Raw genomic sequence first — 16,934 nt, 5'->3', positions numbered from 1 at the left:
CGCCGGATCTTGCCGATCGCCTGGTCGAGGCCGGCGTCGACCGCTGGGCGCGCGGCGAGCAAGAGGCCAGCGACCACGCGCCGACCTGGATCCGGCTGACCGACTAGCTGCACATGTTCCCCTTTGGTTCCAAATCCGCTAGACTGCGACCATGGGCGAGCCCGGGATTCGCAAGATCATCCATATCGACATGGACGCCTTCTTTGCGTCGGTCGAACAGCGCGATGATCCCAGCCTTCGCGGCCGGCCGCTGGCGGTCGGGCACGGGGCCCGGCGCGGCGTGGTCGCCGCCGCCAGCTACGAGGCTCGCCAGTTCGGCGTCCGCTCGGCCATGCCCTCGACCACGGCCCTCGCCAAGTGCCCGCAGCTGGTGTTCGTGCCGCCGCGCTTCGAGGTCTACAAGGCCGTCTCGCGCCAGATCCACGCGATCTTCGCCGACTACACCGACCTGATCGAACCCCTGTCCCTGGACGAGGCCTATCTCGACGTCACCGCCAACCGGCGCGGCCTGGAGACGGCTTCGGACACAGCCAAGGAAATCCGCGCCCGCATCCTGGAGACCACCGGCCTGACCGCCTCGGCTGGAGTGTCCTACAACAAGTTCCTGGCCAAGCTGGCGTCGGACCAGAGAAAGCCCAACGGCCAGTTCGTGGTCCCGCCCGGCAAGGGCGAGGCCTTCGTCCAATCCTTGCCGATCGGCCGCTTCCATGGGGTGGGCGCGGTCACCGAGACCAAGATGAAGCGGCTGGGCATCCATACCGGCGAGGACCTGCATCGCCAGAGCCTGGCCTTCCTGCAGCACCATTTCGGCAAGTCGGGACCCTGGTACTACGCCATCGCCCGCGGGCAGGACCACCGGCCGGTCAATCCGGACCGGGTACGCAAGTCGTCCGGCTCGGAGACCACCTTCGACCAGGACCAAACCGCGCCCGAACTGATCGAGGCCGGCGTCCTGGCCATGGCCGACGACGTCTGGGCCTGGTGCGAAAAGACGAGCGCCCGGGCCCGCACCGTCACCGTCAAGATCAAGTGGGCCGACTTTCAGCAGGCCACGCGCAGCCGCTCCCTGCCCGCGCCGATCACCGACCAGGAGACCCTGCGCCAAACCAGCCTGGATCTGATCCGCTCGGTCTATCCGCCGCGCCTGGGCATCCGCCTGGTCGGGGTCACCCTGTCGAACTTCGACCAGGCCATCGCCCTAAAGGACGAACAGCTGGGCCTTGGCCTCGACGCCGCCTTGGTCGCCCAGCCGACGGCGCGGATCGCCCACCATGCTTAGGATCCAGGCCATGCCGCCCCGCCGTCGCCCCACCGCCCGCCTCCTCACGCCCGCGGGGTGGATCGGCGCCATCGTATTCCTGGCCCTGGCCGGCGCGTTCGCGGTGTTGACGGTTCTCTTCCGCTAGCCGCCCCGGTTTGGGGACATGAACGATCCTGATCAGACCTCCAGTTGTCGAAGCGCGAACGCGTCTTGCCACGCGGCCAGCGTAGCGACGTGCCGCCAGCCTCGACCCAAGTTCGCCAACGCTTCGCCTATCTTTTCATCGTTGCAGGCGGAGGATCGGCGCTCGAACGCGATGGCGCGATCCGTGCACTCCGCCGAGGACAACATCCCATTTCCCAGGGTGGTGGTCGCAAGAGCGCGCCTTTGCGCCTGGCCCCCGACCGACAGCGCGGCAATCGCCTCGACGATCTGCCGGGGGTGATAGGGTTTGTCTATGAAAATGGAGTCTTCCACGCCTTCGGCCTTGTGCCGCGCACCGGCCGCTCCTGAAACGAACACGACGGGAAGCCCCGGATAGGCGGCGCGCGCTCGGCGGGCGACATCAAAGCCATCCTCGCCAACGCCCAGATCAATGTCGCTCACCAGGCCGGAAAGGTAGCCGTGCTTGTCCAGAATGGTCATCGCCGAGACGGCGTCGCTGGCTTCAATGACCCGGACGCCTTGGTCGCGAAGGAACTCGCAGGCCGACAGGCTCAGAATAAGGTCGTCTTCAACGAAAAGAATTTGATGGACGCGCATCTTTCGCAATCCCTTGTGAGATTACACAACCCCTGGAATTGATCGAGTATCCAAACTCGCGAAAATATATTCGCCATGCCGTTGATTTTAGAGGTCTTAATTTAAACAACGTTACCGAGAATACTTTCAGGTATTCTCGAAATAATCGCCATGGATCCGACACACCCGCGCCATAACCACCCCAATCTGGCGCGTGGCCTTCACCCTGCTTGGCGCCTCGACGGTCACGGGACTGACCGGCCGGTCTTTYAACAACTCGACCCCTCTGGCGCGACACCACCAACTCGAACGTCCGCGCACTTTCTTTCACCGACCCAGGCCAAAGCCGGCGCGAGCCTGGCGACCGAAACCGCGATCGCCAGAAACGCCCTCGATGCGTCTTAGGCCGGCTTGGCGCCCGGCGTCCCGCACTTGGCGAACTTGCCCTTGGCGTCCTTGCACTTGGTCGGCTTGGCCGGGGCGCTGGCGGCCGGGCATTTGATGAACTTGCCTTTGGCGTCGCGGCATTGGGCGGCGAAGGACGGGCTGGAAACAGCCAGGGTCAGCAGGGCGGCGGCGGCCAGGGCCAGGGTGCGGCGCATCGATCAGTCTCTCCGGTCGGGGAATCCGACGGCCAAGCCTGACTAAGGATCGGTGACGCTTTGATGGCGCCGCACCGCCGCCGTGCCCATCTGCGATCGCCCGGGCGGACGCCCTGGAAATATTCGCGACCCGGCTACCGGACAGCGCCGCCGCGACCAGCCTGAGTTTGAGGCGGCGCGACCCTCTAGGCCGCGCAGCGGTCCATCGGCTCGAAGGCGGCGATCGCCGACCCCTGCGCCACGGGGCGCGCCACGGACGCGGTGATCGGGGCCGGCTTGCGGCGCATCAGCACCACCCCGCCCGCGACCACGGCCAGAGCCGCGACCGCCAGACCGACCTGGCCGATATCCAGGCTTGGCAGGACCGACAGGCCCTTGCCGGCCAGATAGCCCGGCGAGACCAGGGCGCCGACCCAGACGAAGGCCGAGGCGACATTGGCGACCTGAAAGCTGTGAGCCTTCATCCGCGCCATGCCGGCCATTACCGGCACGAAGGCGCGCAGCGGCCCGAAGAACCGGCCCAGGAAGATCGAAGCGACGCCATAGCGGCGCGAGAACAGGCGCGTGCGGGCGATCGTGCGGCGGTGTGGACGCAGGAACGGCAGGGCCAGGACCCCGCCGCCCAGGCGCCGGCCCAGGCCATAGGAGACCGCGTCGCCGAGCGCCGCGCCGGCGACCGACCACAACACCACCGACACCGGGTCCAGGGCGCCGGTGGCGATCAGGCCGCCGGCCAGCAGCATCAGGGCGGTGGCCGGCACGAAGGCGCCGATCAGCACCAGCGACTCCAGGAAGGTGGCCAGGCCGAGCACCAGGCCCGCCCACGCACGGTGGTCGGAGATCAGGGCGGACAGCGGGGCGAGATCGAAATGCATGGCGGACTTCCTTGGACCAAACCAACATGGGAAGCCGCGACGCGGTTGCGAGACCGATCGGTATCATCGCGCGCTAAAAACGGCCGCTGTGGCCGATCCGCATCAGCAATCAAGCGGCGCCAGAAACGCCGCCCTGAGCGGATTCTTGCGGCTCCGGGTGAAACCCCGACCGGTCTCCATGAACCTGGCCGGCACCGACGCGATCAGCGTGACCGGCTCGACGACCTTGGTTCCGGTCTCGGCGTCAACGCCCTTACCCTACTCGGTCACCTTCAGACGGTTCGTCCCTCCCGCCGAGACTGAAGCGGCAAGCAGCCCTCCTAGCGCGCCCAGAACACATGCACCTCGTCATGGCCGGTCTCGACCGTGAACACCTCGCCGCCCAACCGGGCGTCACGGGCCATGGCCTCCCAATCAATATAGAGGCGCAAGGCGTCCGGAATGACCGTGGTCTCCTCCGTCAGCTCCTGAAAGCTGTCGGCGAGGCTGGAGAACAGCCCGCGATATTGCTCGTCCAAGGCGCTCGTCGCCGCCTCCAGATCGCCGCTGAAATGCTCGAGCACCAAGGCGCCCAGATGGCCGCGCTCGCGCAGGAAGCCGGCGATCTCGACGAGGTGGTCGAGATCGGCATATTCGCGGACCTCGACGCCGCCGAAGTCCTCATGATCGTGAATGGCGTATTCCTCGGCCCCCGCCACCGGCGAGGCGGCCAGCATGGCGGCCACCGCCTCGCGCACGGCCTTGGCGTCATCCTCCACGGCGATCCAGGCGCCATGGAGCCGGCCGCTGTTATAGGCCGCCAGGCAGGCGACATAGATGCGAGGCTCCAGCTTTTCAGCGGCTTGTCCCATCTTCCTCATCCTTCAAGCAGGGGTTCAGCATGAACCCTTGCCCGTCGGCGAGACCGGGGGTGCAAGCGGAGGGGCGGCTTCGCGGGGACCCGGCTGCAGGGCAAAGCCCGAAGCTGGGCGGAAGGCGATCCGAAGCGCGCCGGGGGCGGCGCCCCAAGCCATCCGGACCTCTGCAATGGGACGGCTCTCGGCCAAGCTCGAAATCGCTGACGCGAAGACCCAACGACGACCTAGGCGGCGCCGGTTTTAAGAGCCCAGTCAGCGAGCTTCAGCACGGTAATCAAAGCGACCACCACGAGAAAGACGATCACGATGCTGGACTTCCTTCTGGCCTCGTCAACGTCCCGCGGAGCGGCGCCGTCGGGCACGAAGAGCATTCGATGCACCCTGTTAACTCCAGGCAACACGGTCAGACCAAACAGCCGCCCGGCCGTGAGTGTCGTGAGGACTAGAAAATTTATCGCGGTGGGAATGAGCGCCGGCAAACCCACGGACGATGCAATGACCACGGCTCTAGCGCCTGAGGCTTCCAGCGTTGTGCCGCGCATGATGCCGCCAATCGTCTCCACAGCCACGCCTGGACGGCCAGCCACAACGTCTCGCGCGACCATCAGCAATTCGCGTGGTCCGCCAAAGAACGCCATCCCCCAAGCGCGATATTCGAGAGCCATCTGATCGCGTTGCCCAACAACGGCCAGAAGGTCAAATATTTTAAATATAACGAAGGAGCTAAACAACAGAACGACGAATGACAGCGCAATACAGGAGACCGCAACAATAAGATCAAAAAATATCAATGGAACAAAAACTAGAAAACTCTGCGAGTTGGCGGCCTTTTCTAGGAGATAGCGCGAAAATGCCACCGATAGCCAATCTGGAAATGAATTCGCAAAAACGACCCCGTAAAGAGCGATGATGTACGGGGCAACCATCGAGAACACAAATACGAACAGATCAACTACTTCCTTGCCTTTGTTGCTCACGTTCGCAGATAAAAGAAAAGGAAGACAAAGTGCGGCGCCAACAATCATCGAGGCGAACGAGATCCACTGGAGTTTTCCGGCTATACTCTTGAATCTCATGGCATGAATGATCATGAAAAGTACGCAGGCGCCTGCACTCACCAGCAAAATGAGCAACCCAAGCCATTTGGCCCCAAGAATCGCCGGCACGCCGAGATCTTGCCGCAGGATGACGCAAACGACTGCGACGAAGCCGAGGGAGAGCCCTCCGGTCACCAGGCCTGAAACGAAGATCTCGGCGATCATCGCGACCGGTGCGTAGAAATTAAAAATGGAGATATTTTTTAGCACCCACGCGACAAGCAGCGTTGGTAAGCCAATCATGAAAGCAATGAACCAGACCCACATAAGCGGTCCCTGATCTTGCACTTGAGCCTGGACGGAAGGCAGACGCGTCAGAGCGCCGAAGGCGAAGAAGGCCACGACCGCACAAGTCACATGACCTGTTTGCGCCGAGAACCCGAACACTCCGGCGACGGCAGATCTGCGCCCACCTCCATCGCGCACGGTCCGAAACAGCCGCAACTGCACGAGAAAAACGGCCACGAGGCTCGAAAAGGCAATGAGGTACGCGCCCACACTGGCTTTGCCCAAAGGCTCACGCAGTTGGTTCATCAGCAAAAGGGAAAACCCGATGAACGGGGCGAACACAAATATATAGACCGACGAAATCCAAGCACTCACCCGCCAGGCGTTCAGAGTCAGGTAGCGGGCCGCCCATCCTTTCTCGGATGACTTTGGCGGACCATAAAGCGAGCTAACGATACCTAGGGCTCGCCCCACACCGCCGCGTAGGAGGTTAAGAAAGGAGCCGTGCGTGAGCTTCTCGAGCAACCCCGTCAGCCCGACATGATGGTCAGCGCGGGACTGCTCGTTGGTGAAGAAGGCATAGGATGCGCCGACCAGGCCGCTGATGGCGACAAAGGTCTCGATCGCCTCCTTGGCGTCTGAAAGCACTTGCCCCACGGTTTTTCCCCCGGCCGATCGGCCACCTCAAGGCTAGCTACTCCTCCTGGCCGCCACAATCGTCTTCGGCCGGGAGCCGACGCCTGCGCCAAGCCCGCGCGCGGGCTATGATCGACGACGCAAATGGCTGGCGAGCGCGACCCACACCTTCGTCGTCTGGGAGGCTGCAGGATTTGGCGGACGGATGGGCGCAAGTCCAAGCCGCTGAACTAGCACTGCGACCCTGATCGGGATGTCTCTTTGGAAGGCGCCGCGCGAGCTCAAACCTCAGTAGTTCCGCCCAAGGTCACCGCCCGATCGAGCGACGCCGCCGCCACGATCGCCCGAAACTCGTCCAGGATCTCCGAGTGACGCCCGCGCAAATAGCGCTCGATCTCACTGTTCCCGATCAGACGAGACAGGTAGCCCGACGCGATCACCAGATGCAGGACGTCGTCGCCGTACGATGTCTCCAGCGCTTTGAAGTCCTGGGTCAGAGACTCCATCTCCCGCTCCATGCGCGCCATCTGGTCGCTGGTCATGCCCCCGACCTTCTTGGGCTTGTTGGCATGGAGGAGATCGGCCTGGCGGGTCGCCGCCAGCAGCGCCTTGGCATAGGCGGAGGTGAAGTTGCCGGCCGAGATCATCAGCTCGGCCACTTCGATCTGGCGCATCGGTTTCATCTTGCGCAGGGCGTCGAAGGACACCGGATTGACCGCGCGGTCCTTCAGCAGTTCGACCACTTCGGGTGTGACGCCCTCCAACAGGCTGCGCCGACGGCGGATGGCCTTGGCGTCGACATTGAGGGCGCGGGCGAGCTTCTCTTCGGAAACGCCGCGCTCGATGGCGCGAACGATCATGTAGTGCTCCTGGATGGTGGCGAGACGATTGACCCGCTTGTTGTAGGTGAAGGCCTCATCGTCGTCGGAGATCAGGCAGCGGGTTTCCCGCTCGCCTAAGTCCTTGAGGATCGCCAGGCGCACGTGGCCATCGAGCAGCATGTAGGGGCCGCCGCCCGGCGATCGCACCACGACCAGCGGCTCGATGACGCCGACCTCGGCGACCGACTGGGCGATGCGCCGAAACTTCACCGACGTCAGGACCTTCTCGGGCGTTTTGCGCATGGGCAGGATTTCGTCGAGCCGAACCGTGACCAGGTCCTGCTCGAAGGCGGCGCGAACCGGAGCCATGTCAGGCCTCGTGCACGCCGAGGCGCTCGGCCAAGGGCTTGGGCAAGGTGTGCATGGCCTCGGCCCGCAGCAGGGTGACGAAATGGTCGTCGTCCAGAAGCCGGCGAAGACCGTTGACCACGAACAGCAGGCGGCTCTGGGCGAGTGACGCCTTCTTGATCAACAGCTTCTGGCGATCGGTCTCCTTGCGATAGGCCCGCACCAGGGCGTCGGCGGTGACCCGAACGCGCCCTGCCCCGTGACCGCGCCCGCCGCCATGGCCCGCCTTGCCGCTGGTCTTGCGCTGCTCGATGATCCTGCGGATCGCCACCACTTGGTTGCCCGGCAAGGCTTTGTTCTCGTAGGCGTCGGCCAAGGCGCTCTGGACTTCGGCGTCGCCGGCCTTGGCGATCTCCATGGCGATGGTGTGGGGAATGACGCCGCGCTCGACGGCGTTGATCAGGCGCACTTCGCCGTTCTCAAGCAGGAAGACGATCGCCCAGATATATTCGGCGCTGAAGTCGGTCTTGCGGGCGATCTCGCTGACCGAGTAGCCGCGCTCCTTCAGGGCGCCGATCTCATGGACCAGTTCCATGGGACTGTGCTGGCGACGCGCCAAGTTCTCCACCAGGCTCATGACGAAGCAGTCCTCGACGCTGGCCTCCATGACCACGGCGGGAATGTCGGTTTCGCCCAGCGCCATGAAGGCCTCCAGCCGCCCCTGCCCGCAGATCAGGTCAAAACCGCCGTCCTCGCGCGGACTGACCGTGATCGGCTTCTTCAGGCCAAGATTGGCGATGCTGGAGACCAGTTCCTGGAAGATGCGCTTGTTGCGCGAGCGCGGATTGAGAACGGTGATCGCCGCGATCGGCACGCGGCGGATATGCTGGTCCTGCTCGTTCATGCCGCGCTCCGCAGGCGAAAGCGCCGCGTCAGATCGAAGAACGGCTCCAGGTCATCGAAGCGGTAGGCGTCGAGGAAGACGCCGTTGTCCTCGGCCAGCTTCAGCCTGGAGGCTTCGCCCAGATCGATCCACGGCAGGAGATACCAGTCGCGCACGGTGGCGTTGTCGGCGCCCATGCGCGCGGCGATGGTGATGTCGGGCCGCAAACCCGCGTCGAGCCGGATCTTCCAGCGACCACCGCTCGGGGTCGGCGCGCAGCGAGCGATCGCCAGCGAGGCGGTGAACTCCTCGTTGATCGTCATCAAGTCGGTGGCGGGATCGACCCGCACCGCGCCGCCCAGGCCGCGGATGGCCCCGAGCGTCTGTTCGACGATCTTCGGGTGCAGGGCCCGCAAGGCGCGGTTAGTCTCCAGATAGCGGTAGTCGCGAGGGATCGCGTAACCGACCAGTTCGTAGGCCCGGACAAGGCTGYCGAACCGATGCCGGTAGGTCGAGCTTGAGGGCATGTCCTCGACCTCGTCGATGATCAGCCCGGAGAGACAGCCGCGCTCGCTCAGCAATCCGTTGAGCCGCTCCAGCAACTCCTCATTGGTGAACCGCCGCGTGCGCTCCTCGATAATCCGCCGCGCGGCCAGGAAGAAGTCAGGGTCGACGATGGCGTCGAAGGCGCCGTCGCCGCGCACCCAGTGGTCGGGCTCATTGACCACCCGCTTCTTCTTCAGCTTGAAGGAGACGCGATTGTAGACGTTGTTGCCGACATACTTCTCATTGCTCAGGACCTGATGGACGACCCCGCGCGTCCAGGCGCGGCCCAGGTCCGTCACCAGGCCCTCCTCATTGAGCAGAATGGCGATCTCGCGTTCGGACCGCCGGTGCAGCACGAACATCCGGTAGATACGCTGGACGATCTCGATTTCTTCGGCCGGTCCGGGCGCCAGGACCACACGGTCGGTCTGCAGGCTCTTCTGCTCGCCGCGGTTCAAAACGCCCTTGGGCTGGCGATGCTCGTCGACCAGCACGCGGCGAAGGCCAAAGCCGGCCGGCCCGCCCTGGCGAAAGCCCAAGGTGATCAGCCGGCACTGGCCGGTGAAGACCTTGGCGGAGAGCTCACGGCTGTACTCGCCCGCCATCGCCCGTTTCATGCTCTTAATGATGGTGGCCGAAAGGCTGCCATCGTTCTCGAACTGCTCGGCGCAGTAGTGGACGATGATGCCAGCCTCCCGGCACTGGAACTCGTAGAAGGCGCTCTCGTCGGCGTCCTGGAAGCGGCCCCAGCGGCTGACGTCGTAGACAAGGATCGCCTGGAAGTCGGCCCGGCCGGCCTTCACGTCGGCGATCAGGCGCTTGAGCGCATCGCGGCCATCCAGCCGCAGGCCGCTCTTGCCCTCGTCAGCATAGGTCTGGACGATCTCGAAGCCTTTGCGCGCGGCGTACCGGGCAATGATCTCGGCCTGGTTCTCGGTCGAGTATTTTTGGTGCTCGGTGCTCATCCGAACGTACTGGGCCGCCCGCACAGGCGCGCCGGCGGGTTTTTCGTCGCCGGTTACACTTTCCATCTGTCTTCAGTCCCCACGCCAATCGTCACCGAGCCGGAGCACCTTGGCTCTGGCTACGACCCTAGGTCGGGGATGGTGGGAATGTCGCGTTCGCAGAAAGACCGAAAACTTCGGTCAGATTCGGGAAAAACTTTTCCGCCGAGCCCCGATCCGCACCGCATGGATTTCGTCGAGGCGATCGCCCAGGCGCTGCGGCGCGAGTACGGCCAAAGTCCCGCGGCGGTGAAGGTCGTGGTGCGCCTGACTCGGGCCAACCCGCGCGCTGTTCGTAACTGGTTCGCCGCCAACAACGGCCCCAGCGGCGAGAACCTGGTCGTGCTCCTTCGCCACTCCGAAGAGGTCCTGGAAACCGTCCTCTTCCTGGCTGGCCGCCACGACCTGATCACCGCTCGCAAGCTCGCGGGCGCCCGCGAGAAACTGCGCGAGATGCTGGAAATGATCGATGACCTTCAAAACAGCTGAGCTACACCGCGCTCCACCCACTCCCGCTTCGAACCTCGGATACCCCTACGCCAGGACGTCGCCTGCCCTATAACCAAGCTTCAAATATGTTTGGGGGACATCATGTATCGACAGGGCGCGCTCGATAGTCTGTGCGGCGTTTACGCCGTGATCAACAGCACCAAAGCTATGGCGGATCGACGCGGTGTTCGTATCAGTCGAACTCGATGCCGCGATCTCTTCATCGAGCTTTGCGTCGTGCTGGCCGATGGCGGACGCTTGGCTGACGCGATCACACAGGGCACCGGGATCCGGACGTTTCAGCAGATGGTTCGCGCTGCTCATGAATGGACCGCTGAAAACTACGGCCTACGGCTGAAGAGCGTGCGCGCTTTCAACACCCAGCCTGCAGGCTTGGCTGACTATTGGACTCGCGTGCAGGCGCATGCCGAAACGTTCGAAGCAGGTTCGGTTCTCCTCGGAATGGTGGGACGATACGACCACTGGAGCTGCATCCGCTCGATCAGCGAGCGCAGGATCAGCCTGGTCGACTCCGATGGCATCCAACATCTCAATCGCGACCGCTGCACGGTCGCTGCGCCATCCGGTCGCCGGCAACTGATCCTCTGTCCGACCCAGACTTTGTTAGTCTCCGACTAACAGCGGCCAAGGAGCGGTCACGCTCGTTCGGGCGCATCCGCTCGAATGCCAACCGGCGGGGCCGCTTGCCCGTCGAGGCGGTCGAGGCGCCAAGCCCCAAACTGTCTGGCATTTTTTTCGCTCTCCGACCGCCCTACCCGCCCTTCCGGGGCGTCATAACCTTCACTGGCTCAGGTCCCAGACTCGGAGCAAAATTCCAGCACCAGAACGGCCGATCCCCGGAAAAACTGCTCGCCCCAACTCAGCTGACTGCAGTAGGAAACTGCAGCATCGAACTTCAGAGGCTAAGCCGATAACTGCACACCCCATCATCATTACGACCTGCACGAACCGCAAGCGGCACGCGCCGGATCCGGACCTCAGCGCACGCGACTTGGCGTCAGGTCCGTCCGAAGAGGTCGGAGTTGCATGGCGCGAACGGCTGTCGGCGGCCAAGCGGCCTTGGACAGCCTGTTCGCTCTATCTGGGCCGAGCCTTCAGTGATGCGACCCAAGCCACCAAATCCGCCAAGGGGCGTCTCTATATCGTGTCCGCCGGCTTAGGCCTGATCAGCGCCGAAAGCTTCGCGCCAAGTTATGACCTGACGGTAGCGCCCAACGCCCCGGACTCGATCCTGCGAAAGACCGGCGGTGATGCGCGCGCCTGGTGGTCACAGGTCGAAACCGCTCTGGAGCCCGCGCCGGCGCTGGACGGCGAAGGCTTGATCCTAGCGGCCCTGTCGCGTCCCTATCTGGATATGGTCGCCGACGCCTGGTCGCGCTGGCCCTCCGAACGCCTGGCCCGTTTGCGGCTATTCTCGAAAGAGACGCCCGGCGGCGATCTGGCCAAGACCTTCGGCGGCGCATGGATGCCGTACGATGATCGGTTGGATCGCTTTGGCGATGGCCTCTATGCCGGCACGCAAAGTGACTTCGCCCAACGCGCGCTCAAGCACTTCGTGGAGAAGATCGGCGTCGCCCCCGAGGATATCGCTCTGCATCGCAAGGCGGTCCTGTCCGCGCTCGAGGGTCTGGAGGCGCGTGAGACGCCAGCTCGCGAACGGCTGGACGACGCGCAAATCCGGGCATTGATCGCGCGCGACTGGGCGTTGGTGGAGGGCCGATCAGGCGCGATGTTGCGCCACCTGCGCGACAAGCTAGGCGTGGCCTGCGAACAAGGTCGCTTCAAGCTGCTGTTCCAAGCGGTGGCCAGTCAGCGTATCGGAGCCCTGCTTTGACCCGCGCGCCGGTGCTGTCGGTTCGCGCGCTGCGCACCCGCCAGGGCGCGAGCCTGGACGTCTTCGCCTTCTTCATCCGCGGCGACGAGGTCATGAAGATCGCCGACATCTCGCGCCTTCACCGGGACGAGAACCAGTTGCGGGGCTTTCAGCGCAAGGAGATCAAGAGTCACGTCTCCGAGATCGCCGAGTTCCTGAAGAAGGGCGAGGTGCTCTTTCCCAACGCGATCATCCTGGCGCTCTCCAAGGAGGTGGCGTTCAAGCTTTCGCGCGGTCCCGCGCCTCAAGGCGGCACGGACGCCGTGCAAAGCGGCGTGCTGTGCATTCCGCTACGTCCCGAAGGTCAGCGCGCGGCGTGGATCGTCGATGGCCAACAGAGATCGCTGGCGCTGTCGAAAGCCAATCAATCGGACCTGCTGGTGCCGATCGTTGCCTTCGTTTCGTCCGATCTCGAGGTTCAGCGCGAGCAGTTCATCCTGGTCAACAAGGCCAAGCCCCTCCCCTCGCGCCTGATCGACGAACTGTTGCCCGAGGTCAGCGTCGACCTGCCTCGTGATCTGGCCCCCCGCCTCATTCCCAGTGTGCTCTGCAACGCGCTCAACCAAGACCCTGTCTCGCCCTTCCACAAGATGATCAAGCGAGAGTCGGAGGCGGGCGTGGCCGGCCCTGTCATCACCGACACACCCCTGATGAGCGCGCTGCAATCCAACCTGCGGCCCGGCGGCGCGCTGGGATCCTATCGCACCGCCGACGGCGTTGATCTGCCCAGCATGCTGCAAGCGCTGCATATCTATTGGGGGGCGGTCAGGACAGTCTTCGGCGAAGCCTGGGGCCGGCCGGCGCAGGAAAGCCGTCTGACCCACTCGGTCGGCGTGCGGGTCATGGGCGCGTTGATGGACCCGATCTGGACCCGCGCCGACGCGTCCCTTGATCCACGCGCCGACGTCGCCGCGTCTCTGGCCCGCCTGGCTCCCCATTGCCGTTGGACCAGCGGCGTATGGGAGGAGCTGGGTTGGGCGTGGGACGACCCGCAAAGCACCAGCAAGCACATCAAAGGGCTCACGGAATACCTGCTGCGCCTCGACCGAGAACTCTCCAGGGCCAGCCGATGAAGTTCATTTTTGCCGACAGCCTCGACTTTGTCGATCCGGGCTATGACTTCATCAACGATCGCAACACGCCCAATCGCAAGCCGTATTGGGACGACGCATATCCCCATGAGATCATGGGCTATGCGCCCTATGACGGCGTGCTGGTTTCGCGCGGCATCGTTGGCGATCACCGGATCAAGGGCAAGTACACCGAAAGCCAGGCCATGCGCTTTCGCCGGGTGGGCGTGCGCGAGTTCATGCGACTGGACAAGCCGCAGTTCGCCGATCTGGCGCTGTTCGGCGACTGCGGCGCTTTCACCTATGTCGCCCAGGACGTGCCGCCCTATACGCCTGGCGACACCGCAGAGTTCTACGATGACTGCGGCTTCACCCACGGCTGCTCGGTCGACCATATCATCTTCGACTATGACGAGACCCTGGTGGGGTTCGCGGGCGGCTCGGCGGAAGCCAAGCGCCGCTATGACATCACGCTGGAGAACGCCGACGTTTTCTGGCGCGAAACCCGCGACATGAAGCGCTTTACGCCACTCGGCGTCGTCCAAGGCTGGTCTCCCAACAGCATGGCCGAAGCGGCGCGTTCACTGGTGGCGATGGGCTACACCTATCTGGCGATCGGGGGGATGRTGCCCCTCAAGTCCGAGCAGATCAAAACGTGTCTGGCGGCCATTCGCGCGGCGATCCCGGCCAGCACGCGGCTCCACATCCTGGGCTTTGCCAAGGCCAACGAGATCGACTCGTTCGGCGCCTACAACATCACCAGCTTCGATACGACCTCGCCGCTGATCCGCGCCTTCAAGGACGCCAAGCAGAACTACTTCCTGCGCGATGACGATGGCCAAGGCGCGCTGCGCTACTACACGGCCATCCGCGTGCCCCAGGCGATCGAGAACCCGCGCCTGACGCGGCTGATCAAGCAAGGGACCTTCAAGGCCGAGGACCTCTCGAAACTCGAAGTGGAGTCTCTGGCGGCGCTGCGCGCCTTCGACAAAGGCGAGCGCGATCTGGAGAGCGTGCTGGAACCGGTGCTGAAGTACAACGCCATCATCGCCACCGACCAAGCCTACGAGGCCGTGCGTCACACAGCGGTCATGCAGCGGCTGGAATCGGCGTATCGGGAGACCCTAACCAAGCGTCCCTGGAAGGCTTGCGGCTGCCCCATCTGCAGCCAGGCCGGCATCGAGGTGATGCTGTTTCGGGCGAGCAATCGCAACAAGCGGCGGGGGATTCATAACCTCGCCGTCTACAAAACCCTGATCGACGATCTTACGAGCCTTGCGGGCGACGCCGAATGACCAAGCTATCCTTCACCGCCGTAAAGGCCAAGCAGAGCCCCGAGCACGAGGTTCTGACCTTCGCGGCCACGGCCAGCGATATCCTGAAGTTCGCCCAGATCGAGCGTGTCTCCCGTGACGAGCAAGGCGACCTGTTCGGCTTCCAGCGTCCGCAGATCGCCGGCCACATCCGCGAGATCCAGGACTATCTGGCCAAACCGGACTCGATCCTGCCCAACGCCGTGGTTGTGGCCTTCACCGACCGTGTGGAGGTCGAAGACCTTGGCTCGGGCGTCGTCAAGATCACCATCGACATGACAGGCGGTGCGCCAGGCCTAGTTGTCGATGGCCAACAGCGCCTCTCGGCGCTCACGGCCACGCAACGCGAAGACTTCCAGGTCTTCGTGGCCGCCATGGTTTGCCGTGACGAGGCCGAACTGCGCCGCCAGTTCGTGCTGATCAACAACACCCGTCCCCTGCCCAAATCGCTGATCTATGAACTGCTGCCCACGGTGAAGGGCCTGCCCAACCGCATGGAGGTGCGCTCGACCGCCGCGTCACTCACCGCCCGCCTGAACTATTCGGACATCTCCTCGCTCAAGGGCATGATCCGCCAGCACACCAACCCGGCGGGAACGATCGTCGACACCTCGGTGCAACGGGTGCTTATGGCCTCGCTCAGCGACGGGATCATGCGCGACCTGGTCCAGGAGCATAACGGCGAGCGCAAGTGCATGGTGCTGTCCAGCGAGTTCTTCAAAGCCGTGGCCCACGTGTTCAAGGATGACTGGATCGCCCACAAACCCACGACCTCACGCCTGGTGCACAGCGCCGGTATCCAGGCCATGGGCTATGTCATGGAGACCCTGGCTTCGCTCGACGGCGCGCGCACCTGGACCGATTTCGCGGCGGGCCTGCGCTGCCTGGAAGGCAAAACCGCCTGGACCAAGGGGTCTTGGAATTTCGGCGAGGGCGACGTTCGCCCGTGGAACGGCGTCCAGAACGTCAATCGCGACATCCTCACCCTGACCCACTACCTGACCTCGATCGTCCGCGCCGACATCAAACGCCGGGCGGGCGCGCTGGCTGACAGCGATCAAGGCGCGCTCCTGGAAACCGCCGACTCATGATCTGCTCAAGCGCGGGCCTGGCTTGCGCGTCCCTCAAGAGCTTCATCGCGCCATGTATGAACTGACCAAAGAGTTTCGCTTCGACGCCGCCCATACTCTGGAGCGGACGATCCACGCTGATGGCAGCCGTCGTATTCATGGCCACTCGTATCGGGCGCAAATTACCTTGCGCGGCCGTCCCGACCCGGCGTCGGGGATGATCATCGACACCAGCGTGCTTGAACTGAAGCTTGAGGAAGCGCGCGAGGCTCTGGACCACCGCTTCCTGGATGAAATCAACGACCTTGGGCCCGGTACGATGGAAAACCTCTGCGCCTATATCTGGCGCAAGCTCGAGGACCAGGTGACCATGCTCCACAGCGTGTCCGTGCTGCGCGACAGCACGTCCGATCGCGTTACCTACTTTGGACCCGCGGCCTGATGTCGAGCAGCGCGCTCGTCGTCTTTTCCGGCGGCCAGGACTCGGCGACCTGCCTGGCCTGGGCGCTGCAGCGCCACGACCACGTGGAGACCATCGGCTTCGACTATGGACAGCGCCACAGGGTCGAGCTTGACGTTCGTGAGGCCTTCCGCGCCGAACTGAGCGCGCAGTTTCCGCAGTGGTCGCAGCGCCTGGGCCCGGACCACATGCTTGCCCTGCCCTCCTTGGCGGCGATCAGCGACACGGCCCTGACCAGCGACCGCGAGATCGCTTTCAGCAAGACGGGCCTGCCCAACACCTTCGTCCCGGGCCGCAACCTCCTGTTCCTGACCTATGCCGCCGCGGTCGCCTATCGCCGCGGCCTCAAGCACTTGATCACCGGGGTCTGCGAGACCGACTTCTCCGGCTATCCGGACTGCCGCGACGACACGATGAAATCGCTGCAGGTGACCTTGAACCTGGGCACCGAAAGCCGCTTCGTCATCGACACGCCATTGATGTGGATCGACAAGGCTCAGACCTGGGCTCTGGCGAAGGAACTGGGCGGCCAACCGCTGGTCGATGCAATCATCGAGCACACCCACACCTGCTATCTGGGCGACCGCGAGCACCGCCATCCTTGGGGCTACGGCTGCGGAACCTGCCCGGCCTGCGAGTTGCGCGGCAATGGCTACCGCGCCTGGCACGAAGGCTGAACGTCCGGCTCTGACGCACACCCGTTTTAGGGTTGCCGGGCTTGCAGATGCACGCCAACCGG

At 64.0% G+C, this 16,934-nt stretch carries 18 protein-coding genes and 1 pseudogene; 10 read left to right on the top strand and 9 right to left on the bottom strand.

The window, feature by feature from the left end; translation table 11 throughout:
• The first annotated feature begins 151 nt into the window (after positions 1 to 151).
• Positions 152 to 1,279, top strand: a complete 1,128-nt coding sequence (gene dinB / locus AC1DSO_RS05325) for a DNA polymerase IV (RefSeq protein WP_477067856.1) — start codon at positions 152 to 154, stop codon at positions 1,277 to 1,279.
• Entirely contained in the window at positions 1,272 to 1,406 is a 135-nt protein-coding gene (locus AC1DSO_RS05320; protein WP_477067855.1) for a hypothetical protein, read from the top strand. Before dinB ends, AC1DSO_RS05320 begins: the two co-directional genes overlap by 8 nt.
• 32 nt (positions 1,407 to 1,438) lie before the next feature.
• Here AC1DSO_RS05320 and AC1DSO_RS05315 read toward each other — a convergent pair whose 3' ends face one another.
• The 9 genes and pseudogenes from AC1DSO_RS05315 to AC1DSO_RS05275 form a co-directional block, all read right to left on the bottom strand.
• Entirely contained in the window at positions 1,439 to 2,023 is a 585-nt protein-coding gene (locus tag AC1DSO_RS05315) for a response regulator (protein WP_477067854.1), read from the bottom strand.
• A gap of 380 nt (positions 2,024 to 2,403) precedes the next feature.
• On the bottom strand, positions 2,404 to 2,604 hold the full coding sequence (locus tag AC1DSO_RS05310; RefSeq protein ID WP_028040524.1) for a hypothetical protein: 201 nt from the start codon (positions 2,602 to 2,604) through the stop codon (positions 2,404 to 2,406).
• 185 nt (positions 2,605 to 2,789) lie between these two features.
• Positions 2,790 to 3,479 carry a DedA family protein gene (locus tag AC1DSO_RS05305; RefSeq protein ID WP_477067853.1) on the bottom strand — a complete coding sequence of 230 codons (690 nt, stop codon included), beginning with the start codon at positions 3,477 to 3,479 and terminating at the stop codon, positions 2,790 to 2,792.
• Between the two features lie 102 nt (positions 3,480 to 3,581).
• Positions 3,582 to 3,710 (bottom strand): annotated as a pseudogene (locus AC1DSO_RS05300) (hypothetical protein); the annotation flags it as partial.
• Positions 3,711 to 3,799: 89 nt separating this feature from the next.
• A complete protein-coding gene (locus tag AC1DSO_RS05295; RefSeq protein ID WP_477067852.1) occupies positions 3,800 to 4,330 on the bottom strand; it encodes an antirestriction protein ArdA in 531 nt (176 codons plus the stop codon).
• A gap of 230 nt (positions 4,331 to 4,560) precedes the next feature.
• Positions 4,561 to 6,318 carry a hypothetical protein gene (locus tag AC1DSO_RS05290; RefSeq protein ID WP_477067851.1) on the bottom strand — a complete coding sequence of 586 codons (1,758 nt, stop codon included), beginning with the start codon at positions 6,316 to 6,318 and terminating at the stop codon, positions 4,561 to 4,563.
• 260 nt (positions 6,319 to 6,578) lie between these two features.
• Positions 6,579 to 7,487, bottom strand: a complete 909-nt coding sequence (locus AC1DSO_RS05285; protein ID WP_477067850.1) for a plasmid partitioning protein RepB C-terminal domain-containing protein — start codon at positions 7,485 to 7,487, stop codon at positions 6,579 to 6,581.
• A gap of 1 nt (position 7,488) precedes the next feature.
• Entirely contained in the window at positions 7,489 to 8,370 is an 882-nt protein-coding gene (locus AC1DSO_RS05280) for a plasmid partitioning protein RepB C-terminal domain-containing protein (RefSeq protein WP_477067849.1), read from the bottom strand.
• The gene (locus tag AC1DSO_RS05275) at positions 8,367 to 9,926 is read right to left on the bottom strand and encodes a recombinase family protein (protein WP_477067848.1); all 1,560 of its coding nucleotides are present in this window, start codon (positions 9,924 to 9,926) and stop codon (positions 8,367 to 8,369) included. The genes AC1DSO_RS05280 and AC1DSO_RS05275 overlap by 4 nt, the downstream gene beginning before the upstream one ends.
• An 81-nt stretch (positions 9,927 to 10,007) precedes the next feature.
• Between AC1DSO_RS05275 and AC1DSO_RS05270 the strand changes: the two genes are divergently transcribed.
• The 8 genes from AC1DSO_RS05270 (at position 10,008) to queC (ending at position 16,872) form a co-directional block, all read left to right on the top strand.
• Entirely contained in the window at positions 10,008 to 10,388 is a 381-nt protein-coding gene (locus tag AC1DSO_RS05270) for a hypothetical protein (protein ID WP_477067847.1), read from the top strand.
• A 102-nt stretch (positions 10,389 to 10,490) separates the two neighbouring features.
• Entirely contained in the window at positions 10,491 to 11,027 is a 537-nt protein-coding gene (locus tag AC1DSO_RS05265; RefSeq protein ID WP_310083210.1) for a hypothetical protein, read from the top strand.
• A 526-nt stretch (positions 11,028 to 11,553) separates the two neighbouring features.
• Entirely contained in the window at positions 11,554 to 12,243 is a 690-nt protein-coding gene (locus tag AC1DSO_RS05260; protein ID WP_477067846.1) for a hypothetical protein, read from the top strand.
• Positions 12,240 to 13,355 carry a DGQHR domain-containing protein DpdB gene (dbpB, locus tag AC1DSO_RS05255; protein ID WP_477067845.1) on the top strand — a complete coding sequence of 372 codons (1,116 nt, stop codon included), beginning with the start codon at positions 12,240 to 12,242 and terminating at the stop codon, positions 13,353 to 13,355. Before AC1DSO_RS05260 ends, dbpB (AC1DSO_RS05255) begins: the two co-directional genes overlap by 4 nt.
• A complete protein-coding gene (dpdA, locus tag AC1DSO_RS05250; RefSeq protein ID WP_477067844.1) occupies positions 13,352 to 14,647 on the top strand; it encodes a tRNA-guanine transglycosylase DpdA in 1,296 nt (431 codons plus the stop codon). The genes dbpB (AC1DSO_RS05255) and dpdA overlap by 4 nt, the downstream gene beginning before the upstream one ends.
• A complete protein-coding gene (gene dbpB / locus AC1DSO_RS05245; protein ID WP_477067843.1) occupies positions 14,644 to 15,756 on the top strand; it encodes a DGQHR domain-containing protein DpdB in 1,113 nt (370 codons plus the stop codon). The genes dpdA and dbpB (AC1DSO_RS05245) overlap by 4 nt, the downstream gene beginning before the upstream one ends.
• Before the next feature lie 52 nt (positions 15,757 to 15,808).
• Positions 15,809 to 16,177 carry a 6-pyruvoyl trahydropterin synthase family protein gene (locus AC1DSO_RS05240; protein WP_310083198.1) on the top strand — a complete coding sequence of 123 codons (369 nt, stop codon included), beginning with the start codon at positions 15,809 to 15,811 and terminating at the stop codon, positions 16,175 to 16,177.
• Complete coding sequence (queC, locus tag AC1DSO_RS05235) at positions 16,177 to 16,872, top strand: 7-cyano-7-deazaguanine synthase QueC (RefSeq protein WP_477067842.1); 696 nt, start codon at positions 16,177 to 16,179, stop codon at positions 16,870 to 16,872. The genes AC1DSO_RS05240 and queC overlap by 1 nt, the downstream gene beginning before the upstream one ends.
• Positions 16,873 to 16,934 lie beyond the last annotated feature (62 nt).

The organism is Caulobacter sp. P4_E5, from assembly GCF_056401555.1.
The sequence above is the reverse complement of the archived record's forward strand: the minus strand, read 5'-3'. Positions and strand labels throughout refer to the sequence as shown.